This window comes from Enterobacter sp. Crenshaw (genome assembly GCF_024734705.1).
GTDB classification, from domain to species: Bacteria; Pseudomonadota; Gammaproteobacteria; order Enterobacterales; family Enterobacteriaceae; genus Enterobacter; species Enterobacter asburiae_B.
Genome location: NZ_CP102932.1, coordinates 3015969 through 3028772, shown reverse-complemented (window position 1 = coordinate 3028772; position 12804 = coordinate 3015969). Strand labels below are relative to the sequence as shown.

General features: G+C 56.5%; 10 protein-coding genes. All 10 read left to right on the top strand.

Annotated elements, in window-relative coordinates; all coding sequences use genetic code 11:
- Nucleotide 1: 1 nt before the first annotated feature.
- The 10 genes from NWV12_RS14515 to NWV12_RS14470 all read left to right on the top strand — a co-directional run bounded on the left by NWV12_RS14515 (nucleotide 2) and on the right by NWV12_RS14470 (nucleotide 12647).
- Nucleotides 2-481, top strand: a complete 480-nt coding sequence (locus NWV12_RS14515; RefSeq protein ID WP_029742031.1) for a GDP-mannose mannosyl hydrolase — start codon at nucleotides 2-4, stop codon at nucleotides 479-481.
- On the top strand, nucleotides 478-1701 hold the full coding sequence (wcaI, locus tag NWV12_RS14510) for a colanic acid biosynthesis fucosyltransferase WcaI (protein ID WP_048980170.1): 1224 nt from the start codon (nucleotides 478-480) through the stop codon (nucleotides 1699-1701). The genes NWV12_RS14515 and wcaI overlap by 4 nt, the downstream gene beginning before the upstream one ends.
- A gap of 3 nt (nucleotides 1702-1704) precedes the next feature.
- Complete coding sequence (cpsB, locus tag NWV12_RS14505; RefSeq protein ID WP_033145975.1) at nucleotides 1705-3141, top strand: mannose-1-phosphate guanyltransferase; 1437 nt, start codon at nucleotides 1705-1707, stop codon at nucleotides 3139-3141.
- Between the two features lie 111 nt (nucleotides 3142-3252).
- A complete protein-coding gene (gene cpsG / locus NWV12_RS14500) occupies nucleotides 3253-4623 on the top strand; it encodes a colanic acid biosynthesis phosphomannomutase CpsG (RefSeq protein WP_048980171.1) in 1371 nt (456 codons plus the stop codon).
- A gap of 46 nt (nucleotides 4624-4669) precedes the next feature.
- Complete coding sequence (gene wcaJ, locus NWV12_RS14495) at nucleotides 4670-6064, top strand: undecaprenyl-phosphate glucose phosphotransferase (protein WP_033145973.1); 1395 nt, start codon at nucleotides 4670-4672, stop codon at nucleotides 6062-6064.
- 1 nt (nucleotide 6065) lies between these two features.
- On the top strand, nucleotides 6066-7544 hold the full coding sequence (gene wzxC / locus NWV12_RS14490; RefSeq protein ID WP_048980172.1) for a colanic acid undecaprenyl disphosphate flippase WzxC: 1479 nt from the start codon (nucleotides 6066-6068) through the stop codon (nucleotides 7542-7544).
- Nucleotides 7545-7561: 17 nt separating this feature from the next.
- Entirely contained in the window at nucleotides 7562-8842 is a 1281-nt protein-coding gene (gene wcaK, locus NWV12_RS14485; RefSeq protein ID WP_032658813.1) for a colanic acid biosynthesis pyruvyl transferase WcaK, read from the top strand.
- Nucleotides 8839-10059 carry a colanic acid biosynthesis glycosyltransferase WcaL gene (gene wcaL / locus NWV12_RS14480; protein ID WP_048980173.1) on the top strand — a complete coding sequence of 407 codons (1221 nt, stop codon included), beginning with the start codon at nucleotides 8839-8841 and terminating at the stop codon, nucleotides 10057-10059. The genes wcaK and wcaL overlap by 4 nt, the downstream gene beginning before the upstream one ends.
- A 12-nt stretch (nucleotides 10060-10071) precedes the next feature.
- Nucleotides 10072-11469 (top strand): colanic acid biosynthesis protein WcaM, encoded by a 1398-nt coding sequence (wcaM, locus tag NWV12_RS14475; RefSeq protein ID WP_048980176.1) that lies wholly within the window; start codon nucleotides 10072-10074, stop codon nucleotides 11467-11469.
- 182 nt (nucleotides 11470-11651) lie between these two features.
- The gene (locus NWV12_RS14470) at nucleotides 11652-12647 is read left to right on the top strand and encodes an NAD-dependent epimerase/dehydratase family protein (RefSeq protein ID WP_048980177.1); all 996 of its coding nucleotides are present in this window, start codon (nucleotides 11652-11654) and stop codon (nucleotides 12645-12647) included.
- The last annotated feature ends 157 nt before the right edge of the window (nucleotides 12648-12804 follow it).

The following is a 12804-nucleotide window of genomic DNA, read 5'->3' as shown; positions in this document are numbered from 1 at the left end:
GATGTTTTTAAGTCAGGAAGATTTTGCCACGGTAGTGCGTTCGACTCCGCTCATCTCAATTGATTTGATCGTGGAGAACGAACGCGGCGAGTTCTTGCTGGGGAAACGAACCAACCGTCCTGCACAGGGCTTCTGGTTCGTGCCCGGCGGGCGCGTGCAGAAGGATGAGACGCTCAGCGATGCGTTTGAGCGTCTCACTCTGGCGGAACTGGGCCTGCAGCTGCCGATGGCAGCGGGCCAGTTTTACGGGGTCTGGCAACACTTCTATGACGATAACTTTTCAGGCACCGGGTTCACCACGCACTACATCGTGCTGGGGTTCCGCCTGAAGGTGAGTGAGGCAGACCTGCGTCTGCCTGATTCTCAGCATGACGACTACCGCTGGCAGACGCCAGAGGCGCTGCTTGCCAGCGACAATGTGCATGACAACAGTCGTGCCTATTTCCTGGCTGAACGTCAGGCCGAGGTGCCGGGCATATGAAGATCCTCGTATACGGAATCAACTACTCGCCGGAATTAACCGGCATCGGGAAATACACCGGCGAGATGGTCGAGTGGATGGCGAGCCAGGGACATGACGTGCGGGTCATTACCGCGCCGCCGTACTACCCGGAGTGGAAAGTCGGGGAGCGCTACTCAAGCTGGCGCTACCGTCGCGAAGAGGGTGCAGCGACCGTCTGGCGCTGCCCGCTGTATGTGCCTAAGCAGCCCTCAACGCTGAAGCGGTTACTTCATCTGGGCAGCTTTGCCCTGAGCAGTTTCTTCCCGCTGATGGCGCAGCGTCGCTGGAAGCCGGATCGCATCATCGGCGTGGTGCCAACGCTGTTTTGCACGCCGGGCATGCGCCTGCTGGGCAAACTCTCCGGCGCGCGCACCCTGCTGCACATTCAGGATTATGAAGTTGACGCCATGCTGGGCCTGGGGATGGCAGGCAAAAGCAAAGGCGGCAAGGTGGCGAAGCTCGCCAGCGCGTTTGAGCGCAGCGGCCTGCACAACGTGGATTACGTCTCGACTATCTCGCGCTCGATGATGAACAAGGCGCAGGAGAAGGGCGTTCCGGCAGAGAAGGTAATCTTCTTCCCGAACTGGTCCGAAGTGGCGCGTTTTCGCGATGTAACTGAGCAAGACGCTCAGGCCCTGCGCGCGCAGCTCGGTTTGCCTGAAGATCAAAAAATCATTCTTTACTCAGGCAACATCGGCGAAAAGCAGGGGCTGGAAAGCGTGATTGAAGCGGCCCAGCTGCTGAGTGAACATCCGTGGACGTTTGTGATTGTCGGGCAGGGCGGTGGAAAGGCGCGGCTGGAAAAAATGGCCGGGGAACGCGGCCTGACCAACGTGAAATTTTTCCCGCTTCAGTCTTACGAGGCATTGCCTGCGCTGCTGAAGATGGGCGACTGCCATCTGGTGGTCCAAAAACGCGGCGCCGCGGACGCGGTGCTGCCGTCCAAGCTGACCAACATTCTGGCAGTGGGCGGTAACGCGGTGATCACGGCAGAAGCCGAAACAGAATTAGGCCAGCTGTGCGACAGCTATCCGGGTATTGCCGTGTGCGTGGAGCCGGAATCGGTCCCGGCGCTGGTAACCGGAATTGAGAAGGCACTTGCCATGCCAAAAGTGAACACGGTGGCACGTGAATATGCCGAACGCACGCTCGAGAAAGAGAACGTGCTGAGCCAATTTATTGCAGATATACGGGGATAAATCATGAGTCAAACCACTTTGTATCCGGTTGTGATGGCTGGTGGCTCTGGTAGCCGGTTGTGGCCGCTGTCCCGCGTGCTCTATCCAAAACAGTTCCTCTGCCTGAAAGGGGATCTCACCATGCTGCAGACGACGGTAAACCGTCTGCACGGCGTGGAGTGTGAAAGCCCGGTGGTGATTTGTAACGAACAGCACCGCTTTATTGTTGCCGAGCAGCTGCGCCAGCTGAATAAGCTCACCGAAAACATCATCCTGGAGCCTGCCGGACGCAATACCGCGCCCGCGATCGCCCTGGCGGCGCTGGCGGCAAAACGCAGCAGCCCGGACTGTGACCCGCTGATGCTGGTCCTGGCGGCAGACCACGTTATCCAGCAGGAAGACGCGTTCCGCGACGCGGTGCGTGCGGCGATCCCTTACGCCGAGAGCGGCAAGCTGGTGACCTTCGGCATCGTGCCGGATCTGCCGGAAACCGGCTATGGCTATATTCGTCGCGGCAGCGTGACGCCGGGTGAAGGCGACAGCGTGGCGTTTGACGTGGCGCAGTTTGTTGAAAAACCGAATCTGGAAACCGCGCAGGCGTATGTCGCCAGCGGTGAGTATTACTGGAACAGCGGGATGTTCCTGTTCCGCGCCGGACGCTATCTGGAAGAGCTGCGCAAATACCGCCCGGATATTCTGGACGCCTGCGAGAAAGCCATGGCGGTGGTGGACCCGGATCTCGACTTCATCCGCGTGGATGAAGAGGCGTTCCTCGCCTGTCCGGAAGAGTCCATTGACTATGCGGTGATGGAACGTACGGCGGACGCCGTCGTGGTACCGATGGATGCGGGCTGGAGCGATGTCGGCTCCTGGTCCTCCCTGTGGGAGATCAGCGCCCATACCCCGGAGGGTAACGTCCACCACGGCGATGTTATTAGCCACAAAACGGAAAACAGCTACGTCTACGCCGAATCCGGCCTGGTGACCACGGTCGGGGTGAAGGATCTGGTGGTTGTCCAGACCAAGGACGCCGTGCTGATTGCCGACCGTAATGCCGTGCAGGACGTTAAAAAAGTGGTGGAGCAGATCAAGGCCGATGGCCGCCACGAGCACCATATTCACCGCGAAGTGTACCGTCCGTGGGGGAAATATGACTCCATCGACTCCGGTGACCGCTATCAGGTGAAACGCATCACCGTGAAGCCGGGCGAGGGGCTGTCGGTGCAGATGCACCATCACCGCGCCGAGCACTGGGTGGTGGTCGCGGGTACCGCTAAAGTCACCATCGACGGTGAAGTCAAACTGCTCGGTGAAAACGAGTCCATTTATATTCCGCTGGGGGCGACGCACTGTCTGGAGAACCCGGGGAAAATTCCTCTCGACTTAATTGAGGTGCGCTCCGGCTCGTATCTGGAAGAGGACGATATCGTGCGCTTCCAGGACCGCTACGGGCGGGTGTAGCACTCTGCATTATGCCCGGTGGCGCTGTGCTTACCGGGCCTGCGAATGACAAAAAAATCAATTTGGCCATTACGTGGTCAGGGCCGACTGTTGCCTGAAAAAGGGGTCATCATGGAAAAATTAACCTGTTTTAAAGCCTACGATATTCGCGGCAAGCTGGGCGAAGAGCTGAATGAAGACATCGCGTGGCGCATTGGCCGCGCGTACGGCGAATATTTAAAACCGCAGACCATCGTGCTGGGCGGCGACGTGCGTCTGACCAGTGAATCCCTCAAGCTGGCCCTGGCGAAAGGGCTGCAGGACGCGGGCGTGGACGTGCTGGATATCGGCCTTTCCGGGACCGAGGAGATTTACTTTGCCACCTTCCACCTGGGCGTGGACGGCGGTATTGAAGTGACGGCCAGCCACAACCCGATGGACTACAACGGGATGAAGCTGGTGCGCAAGGGCGCCCGTCCTATCAGCGGCGACACCGGCCTGCGCGACGTGCAGCGCCTGGCGGAAGCCAACGATTTCCCGCCGGTGAACGACGCGAAGCGCGGCAGCTACAAAAAAATCAACCTGCAGAAAGAGTACATCGACCACCTGCTGGGCTACATCAACGTGGCGAACCTCAAGCCGCTGAAGCTGGTCATCAACTCCGGTAACGGCGCGGCCGGTCCGGTTGTCGATGCGCTGGAAGCGCGCTTTAAGGCGCTGAACCTGCCGGTGACCTTCGTCAAGGTGCACAACACCCCGGACGGCAACTTCCCGAACGGTATTCCTAACCCGCTGCTGCCGGAGTGCCGCGACGACACCCGCAACGCGGTGATTGAGCACGGCGCGGACATGGGCATCGCCTTTGACGGCGACTTCGACCGCTGCTTCCTGTTCGACGAGAAAGGGCAGTTCATCGAGGGCTACTACATTGTCGGCCTGCTGGCGGAAGCGTTCCTTGAGAAAAACCCGGGCGCGAAAATCATTCATGACCCGCGCCTTTCCTGGAACACCGTCGATGTGGTGTCAGCGGCGGGCGGCACGCCGGTGATGTCCAAAACCGGCCACGCCTTCATCAAAGAGCGCATGCGCGAAGAAGACGCCATCTACGGCGGCGAGATGAGCGCCCACCACTACTTCCGTGATTTTGCCTACTGCGACAGCGGGATGATCCCGTGGCTGCTGGTGACCGAGCTGTTGTGCCTGAAGGGGCAGACGCTGGGCGAGCTGGTGCGCGACCGCATGGCGGCGTTCCCGGCGAGCGGGGAGATCAACAGCAAACTGGCGCAGCCGGCCGAGGCCATTGCCCGCGTGGAGCAGCACTTTGCGATCCACGCGCTGGAAATTGACCGTACGGACGGCATCAGCATGGCGTTCCCGCAGTGGCGCTTTAACCTGCGCTCGTCCAACACCGAGCCGGTGGTGCGCCTGAACGTGGAGTCCCGTGCTGACACGGCGCTGATGGAAGCCCGAACGAAGGACATTCTGGCGCTGTTGAATCAGTAACAATTGCCCCTCCCGGTGGGAGGGGGAACCGAATACAGGAACAACGATGACGAATCTAAAAAAACGCGAACGAGCGAGAACGAATGCATCGTTAATCTCTATGGTGCAGCGTTTTTCTGATATCACCATCATGGTCGGTGGATTGTGGGCGGTGTGTCGGATCGGCGGGCTGCCGTTCTTATATATGCATCTGCTGATGGCACTCATTGCGCTGGTCGTGTTTCAGATGATCGGCGGGATGACCGATTTCTACCGCTCGTGGCGCGGCGTGAAAATGACCACCGAACTGATGCTGTTGCTGCAGAACTGGACCCTGAGTCTGATCTTCAGCGCAGGCCTGGTGGCCTTCAGCCATGATTTTGATAATCGCCTCGTCACCTATCTCTGCTGGTATTTGATCACCAGCGTCGGCATGGTGGTGTGCCGTTCCCTGATCCGCTTCGGCGCGGGCTGGCTGCGTAACCGCGGTTATAACCGTCGCTTCGTTGCGGTAGCGGGCGATCTTCCGGTTGGTAAGGTTCTGCTCGACAGCTTCCGCAAAGAGCCGTGGTTAGGGTTTGAAGTGGTCGGGATTTACCACGACGCGAAGCCGGGCGGCGTGCCGTCGGACTGGGCGGGCAATTACGAACAGCTTATTGAAGACGCGAAAGCCGGTAAAATTCACAACGTCTACATCGCTATGCAGATGAGAGACGAATCCCGCATTAAGCAACTGATGCGCGAGCTGGCGGACACCACCTGTTCGGTGATCCTGATCCCGGACGTCTTTACCTTTAACATCCTCCATTCACGCATTGAAGAAGTGAACGGCGTGCCGGTGGTACCGCTGTACGACACCCCGCTGTCGGGCATTAACCGCGTGCTGAAGCGCGCGGAAGATATTGTGCTCTCTTCGCTGATTTTACTGCTCATCTCCCCGGTGCTGTGCTGCATTGCCCTCGCGGTGAAGCTGAGCTCTCCCGGACCGGTTATCTTCCGCCAGACCCGCTACGGTATGGACGGTAAGCCGATTATGGTGTGGAAATTCCGCTCCATGAAGGTGATGGAAAACGACAAGGTGGTGACCCAGGCAACGCAGAACGATCCGCGCGTCACCCGCGTGGGGAACTTCCTGCGCCGCACCTCGCTGGATGAACTGCCGCAGTTTATCAACGTCTTCACCGGCGGCATGTCGATTGTTGGCCCGCGTCCCCACGCGGTGGCGCACAACGAGCAGTACCGCTCGCTGATTGAAGGCTACATGCTGCGCCATAAGGTGAAGCCGGGCATTACCGGCTGGGCGCAGATCAACGGCTGGCGCGGCGAAACCGACACGCTGGAAAAAATGGAAAAACGTATCGAATTCGATCTGGAGTACATCCGTGAATGGAGTATCTGGTTCGATATCAAGATTGTTTTTCTGACCATCTTCAAAGGTTTCGTGAACAAAGCGGCGTACTAAGATGAGCTTACGTGAAAAAACCATCAGCGGGGCGAAGTGGTCAGCGATGGCGACCATCGTCATCATTGGCCTCGGTCTGGTGCAGATGACCGTGCTGGCGCGCATTATTGATAATCACCAGTTCGGCCTGCTGACCGTCTCGCTGGTGATTATCGCGCTGGCCGATACGCTGTCTGATTTTGGTATCGCCAACTCGATTATCCAGCGCAAAGAGATCAGCCATCTTGAGCTGACTACGCTCTACTGGCTGAACGTGGGGCTGGGAATTTTCGTGTTCGTGCTGGTGTTCCTGCTGAGCGACACCATCGCCAGCGTGCTGCACAACCCGGATCTGGCTCCGCTGATGCGCACGCTGTCGTTTGCTTTCGTGGTGATCCCGCACGGGCAGCAGTTCCGAGCGCTGATGCAGAAAGAGCTGGAGTTCAACAAGATCGGCATGATCGAGACCAGCGCGGTGCTGGCGGGCTTTACCTTCACCGTTGTGAGCGCCCATTTCTGGCCGCTGGCGATGACCGCTATCCTCGGATACCTGGTTAACTCTGCCGTGCGTACGCTGCTGTTCGGCTACTTTGGCCGCAAGATCTACCGTCCCGGGCTGCATTTCTCTCTCGCATCCGTCTCGTCCAACCTGCGCTTTGGCGCGTGGCTAACGGCGGACAGCATCATCAACTATGTGAATACCAACCTGTCGACGCTGGTGCTGGCGCGTATTCTTGGCGCGAGCGTGGCGGGGGGCTACAACCTGGCCTACAACGTCGCGGTGGTGCCGCCGATGAAGCTGAACCCGATCATCACCCGCGTGCTGTTCCCGGCCTTCGCCAAGATCCAGGACGACACCGAGAAGCTGCGCGTTAACTTCTACAAGCTGCTTTCCGTGGTGGGGATCATTAACTTCCCGGTGCTGCTGGGGCTGATGGTGGTTTCCAGCAACTTCGTGCCGCTGGTGTTTGGCGAGAAGTGGAACGGCATCATCCCGATCCTGCAGCTGCTGTGCGTGGTGGGACTCTTGCGCTCCGTGGGGAATCCGATTGGTTCCCTGCTGATGGCAAAAGCGCGCGTCGACATTAGCTTTAAGTTCAACGTGTTCAAAACCTTCCTGTTTATTCCGGCGATTATCGTCGGTGGGCATATGGCGGGCGCCATCGGCGTCACGCTGGGCTTCCTGATGGTGCAGGTAGTCAATACCGTTCTGAGCTACTTCATCATGATCAAGCCGGTGCTGGGCTCCAGCTACCGTCAGTACATCCTGAGCCTGTGGCTGCCGTTCTATCTCTCGTTGCCGACCCTGGCGGTGAGCTACGGCCTGGGCATCATCCTCAGCGGTCACCTGCCGCTGGCCGCGCTGCTGGCGGTACAGGTTGCCGCGGGCGCGCTGGCATTTGGCGTGATGATTGTGCTGTCACGCAATGCGCTGGTGGTGGAGATGAAGCGCCAGTTTTGCCGTAACGAAAAAATGAAAACGCTGCTTCGCGCAGGCTAGTTATTTAAGAGGCCATTATGAAATTATTAATTCTTGGCAACCATACCTGCGGCAACCGTGGCGACAGCGCCATCCTGCGCGGTTTACTGGATGCAATTAACACCCTTAAGCCTGAGACCGAAGTGGACGTGATGAGCCGTTATCCGGTCAGCTCCTCCTGGTTACTGAACCGCCCGGTGATGGGCGACCCGCTCTACAGCCAGATGAAACAGCATAACAACGCCGCGGGCGTGATGGGCCGCGTGAAGAAAGTGCTGCGCCGTCGCTACCAGCACCAGGTGCTGCTTTCCCGCGTGACCGATACCGGAAAGCTGCGCAACATCGCTATCGCGCAGGGCTTTACCGATTTTGTCCGTCTGCTGTCCGGCTATGACGCCATTATCCAGGTCGGCGGTTCGTTCTTCGTCGATCTCTACGGCGTGCCGCAGTTTGAGCACGCGCTTTGTACGTTCATGGCGAAAAAGCCGCTGTTTATGATTGGCCACAGCGTGGGGCCATTCCAGGACCCGCAGTTTAACCAGCTCGCAAACTACGTGTTCGGCCACTGCGACGCGCTGATCCTGCGCGAGTCGGTCAGCCTCGACATGATGAAGCGCAGCGAAATTGACACCTCAAAAGTTGAGCACGGCGTGGACACCGCGTGGCTGGTGGATCACCAGGACGACAGCTTCCAGCCGAGCTACGCGGTGCAGCACTGGCTCGACGTGGCGGCGAAACAGAAAACCGTCGCGATTACCCTGCGCGAGCTGGCGCCCTTCGATAAGCGTTTAGGTACGACCCAGGCGGCGTATGAGAAAGCCTTCGCCGACGTGGTGAACCGCGTGCTGGACAGCGGGTACCAGGTGCTGGCGCTCTCAACCTGCACCGGCATCGACAGCTACAACAAAGACGACCGTATGGTGGCGCTGAATCTGCGCAATTTGGTTAACGATCCGTCGCGCTATCACGTGGTGATGGACGAACTGAACGATCTGGAGATGGGCAAGCTGCTCTCCGCCTGCGACCTGACCGTCGGCACGCGCCTGCACTCCGCCATTATCTCCATGAACTTTGGCACGCCGGCCATTGCCATCAACTACGAACACAAATCAGCAGGCATCATGCAGCAGCTCGGTATGCCGGAAATGGCCGTGGATATCCGTCATCTGCTCGATGGTTCGCTCGGTGCGATGGTGGGCGACACGCTCGGCCAGCTGCCTGCGATCAATGAACGCCTGGCGGTGGCGGTGAAAGCCGAGCGCGAGAAGGGCATTGGGATGGTGAAATCGGTACTTGACCGCGTACGGGAGGGGAAATGAAGGTTGGTTTCTTCTTACTGAAATTTCCGCTGTCGTCTGAAACGTTTGTCCTGAACCAAATCACCGCGTTTATCGATATGGGATATGACGTGGAGATTATCGCCCTGCAAAAGGGCGATACCCAAAATACCCATGTGGCATATACCCAGTATGGGCTGGAGGCGAAAACCCGCTGGCTGCAGGATGAGCCGTCCGGGAAGCTGAGTAAGCTGCGCCACCGGGCCAGCCAGACCTTGCGCGGGATCCACCGCGCCTCGACGTGGCGGGCGCTGAATGTTTCCCGCTATGGGTCCGAATCTCGCAATCTGATCCTGTCGGCCATCTGCGGGCAAACGGCGCAGCCGTATCGTGCCGACGTGTTTATCGCCCACTTTGGCCCGGCGGGCGTCACCGCCGCCAAGCTGCGCGAGCTGGGCGTGATTGACGGTAAAATTGCGACCATCTTCCACGGTATCGACATTTCCAGCCGCGAAGTGTTGAACCACTACACGCCGGAGTATCAGCAGCTGTTCAGGCGCGGCGACATGATGCTGCCTATCAGCGACCTGTGGGCCGGACGCCTGAAAAACATGGGCTGCCCGGGAGAAAAAATTGCCGTTTCGCGTATGGGCGTGGATTTAACGCGCTTCACTCGCCGCCCTGTAAAGGTGCCGGGAAAACCGCTGCAGATCATCTCCGTTGCTCGCCTGACCGAGAAGAAAGGCCTCCATGTGGCCATTGAAGCCTGCCGCCAGCTGAAAGCGCGCGGGGTGGATTTCCACTATCGCATTCTCGGCATTGGGCCGTGGGAGCGACGTCTGCGCACGCTTATCGAACAGTATCAGCTGGAAGATGTCGTAGAGATGCCGGGCTTCAAGCCGAGCCACGAGGTCAAGGCCATGCTCGACGAGGCGGATGTCTTTCTGCTGCCTTCAGTGACGGGCGCCGATGGCGATATGGAAGGCATTCCGGTGGCGCTGATGGAGGCGATGGCCGTAGGTATTCCGGTGGTATCAACCCTGCACAGCGGGATCCCGGAACTGATTAAGTCTGACCACTCCGGCTGGCTGGTGCCGGAGAATAACGCGATGGCCCTTGCGGACCGATTAGCGGCCTTCAGCGATATTGACCAGCAGGCGCTGGAGCCCGTGCTCCAGAACGCCCGACAAAAAGTGGAAACCGATTTTAACCAGCAGGTGATTAACCGCCAGTTAGCGAGCCTGCTGCAAACGTTGTAACGCCGAGGATGTATGCTGAAAAAGATTACCCGACGCACCTTTGTCTCTTCTCTCTCCGTTCTGGCGGCCACGCCGCTGCTGTCGTCACGCATCGCGCGGGCGGCAAGCGGCAGAACGGTCTCTGTTAATCAGTACAATAACAACGACTGGATCGCCGCCTTTAAGCAGGCGTTTAATGACGGCGACACCGTCGTGGTCCCGGCCGGGCTTACCTGCGAAAACATCAATACGGGTATTTTCATTCCCGACGGTAAAACGCTGCTGATCCGCGGGGCGTTAACCGGCAACGGGCGCGGCCGCTTTGTTCTGCAGGAAGGCAGCAAAGTGATAGGCGAAGGTGCTGGCCGCACGGAAAACATCACGCTCGACGTTCGTGGCTCTGACTGCGTCATCAAAGGGCTGGCCATGAGCGGTTTTGGCCCGGTGACGCAGATCTACATCGGCGGCAAGAAACCGAGCGTAATGCGCAATTTGCTGATTGATAACATCAGCGTAAGCCAGGCCAATTACGCCATCCTGCGCCAGGGTTTCCACAACCAGGTGGACGGAGCCCGCATCACCAACAGCAAATTTAGTCACCTGCAGGGGGATGCGATCGAGTGGAACGTCGCCATCAACGATCGCAACATCCTGATTTCCGATCATGTCATCGACAACATCAACTGCACCAACGGCAAGATCAACTGGGGCATCGGCATTGGCCTCGCAGGCAGCACCTACGATAACGACTATCCGGAGAAGCAAACCGTCAAGAACTTCGTGGTGGCAAACATCACCGGCAGCAACTGTCGCCAGCTGGTGCACGTTGAAAACGGTAAGCATTTTGTTATTCGCAATATTAAGGCCAAAAATATAACTCCCGACTTCAGTAAAAAGGCGGGAATAGACAACGCCACGGTGGCCATTTATGGCTGTGATAATTTCATTATTGATAATGTTGACATGGTTAACAGCGCCGGAATGTTAATCGGCTATGGGGTGATAAAAGGCGATTATTTGTCCATCCCGCAGAACTTCAAGCTCAACAATATTCATCTCGATAACCGCCAGCTTGCCTATAAATTGCGCGGAATACAGATTTCATCCGGTAACGCCACCTCGTTTGTGGCGATAACCAACGTGGAAATGCAGCGTGCAACGCTTGAGCTGCACAACAAGCCGCAGCATCTTTTCTTACGCAACATCAATGTGATGCAGGAAGCCGCTGTGGGGCCCGCCCTGAAGATTAACTTCGACCTGCGCAAGGATGTGCGGGGCAAGTTCATGGCGAAAGACGAGACGTTGCTGTCGCTGGCGAACATAAAAGCTGTGAATGAGAAGGGGCAGAGTTCGGTGGATATTGACCGGGTCGACCAGCAGGTGGTGAATGTGGAAAGGCTTAACTTTGCGCTTCCTTCCGCCAGAAAGTAAGTCGTGGGGTCACATCTCATTGAGTGCGCGGTAATCCCTAAAATTTGTTACTGAACTCAGCGATTTTAGGGTTTATAATCCGTGCCATCTTTTCGTCAGTTCTGTCTTATCATTAGCGATACCTCAGGGAATACAGAGATTACCGGAGGTTTGCCAAACACACATAACGCACTGAGTGGTTTATGAACGATAAAGTTTTGTTTATTGGCGCGTCCGGTTTTGTTGGGACTCGTTTGATCGAGATTTCTAAGGCTGAGTTTAATGTAACCAACTTCGACAAGCAGCAAAGTCATTTCTACCCTGACATTACTGTTTCCGGAGATGTGCGCAATCAGGAGCAACTCGATCACGCTCTTGCAGGTTTCGACACAGTGGTATTACTCGCCGCTGAGCATCGCGATGATGTCAGCCCAACGTCGCTCTACTATGATGTAAACGTTCAGGGTACACGCAATGTACTGGCAGCTATGGAAAAAAATAATGTTAAGAATATTATTTTTACCAGTTCAGTTGCTGTTTATGGTCTCAATAAAGTCAATCCTGACGAATCTCACCCGCACGATCCTTTCAACCACTACGGTAAAAGTAAGTGGCAGGCGGAAGAGGTTCTGAGAGAATGGTTCAACAAAGCGCCTGAAGAACGATCTCTGACCATTATTCGTCCAACGGTCATTTTTGGTGAACGCAATCGTGGCAATGTCTACAATCTTCTGAAGCAAATCGCGGGTGGAAAATTCGCAATGGTGGGCGCCGGAACCAACTTTAAGTCTATGGCTTATGTGGGTAATATTGTTGAGTTTATCAAATTCAGATTGAGCAATGCCAACCCTGGCTACGACGTCTATAACTATGTCGACAAACCCGATCTGAATATGAATCAATTAGTTGCTGAGGTTGAAAAGAGCCTCAGCAAAAAAATCCCTTCAGTTCACCTCCCTTATCCTTTAGGAATGCTAGGCGGTTTTTGCTTTGATATCCTTAGCAAAGTTACCGGCAAGAAGTATGCGATTAGTTCCGTACGTGTAAAAAAATTCTGTGCCACCACTCAGTTTGATGCCACTAAAGTGCACACCTCTGGTTTTAAAGCACCTTATACCCTATCTCAAGGACTGGACCGTACGTTGAAGTACGAGTTCGTGCATGAGAAGAAAGATGACATCACGTTTGTTTCTGAGTAACAACTGACGATCTGGGATTTGTCGGAAACATGTTTTTCCTCTTCTTTATTGGTAGGGTTTCCGACGATTCTGGGTCACACTTATAGCGTAATGAGCTTAAGTAATCAGAGTTCTGAGCCAAACGTGATTTGCATTCGACGGAGTAGACTTTCTTCTT

Excerpts from the sequence above, each read along its gene's own strand:
- cpsG (WP_048980171.1), top strand. The coding sequence starts at position 3,253 with ATGGAAAAATTAACCTGTTTTAAAGCCTACGATATTCGCGGCAAGCTG.
- NWV12_RS14470 (WP_048980177.1), top strand. The coding sequence starts at position 11,652 with ATGAACGATAAAGTTTTGTTTATTGGCGCGTCCGGTTTTGTTGGGACT.
- wzxC (WP_048980172.1), top strand. The coding sequence starts at position 6,066 with ATGAGCTTACGTGAAAAAACCATCAGCGGGGCGAAGTGGTCAGCGATG.
- cpsB (WP_033145975.1), top strand. The coding sequence starts at position 1,705 with ATGAGTCAAACCACTTTGTATCCGGTTGTGATGGCTGGTGGCTCTGGT.
- NWV12_RS14515 (WP_029742031.1), top strand. The coding sequence starts at position 2 with ATGTTTTTAAGTCAGGAAGATTTTGCCACGGTAGTGCGTTCGACTCCG.
- wcaK (WP_032658813.1), top strand. The coding sequence starts at position 7,562 with ATGAAATTATTAATTCTTGGCAACCATACCTGCGGCAACCGTGGCGAC.
- wcaM (WP_048980176.1), top strand. The coding sequence starts at position 10,072 with ATGCTGAAAAAGATTACCCGACGCACCTTTGTCTCTTCTCTCTCCGTT.
- wcaJ (WP_033145973.1), top strand. The coding sequence starts at position 4,670 with ATGACGAATCTAAAAAAACGCGAACGAGCGAGAACGAATGCATCGTTA.
- wcaL (WP_048980173.1), top strand. The coding sequence starts at position 8,839 with ATGAAGGTTGGTTTCTTCTTACTGAAATTTCCGCTGTCGTCTGAAACG.
- wcaI (WP_048980170.1), top strand. The coding sequence starts at position 478 with ATGAAGATCCTCGTATACGGAATCAACTACTCGCCGGAATTAACCGGC.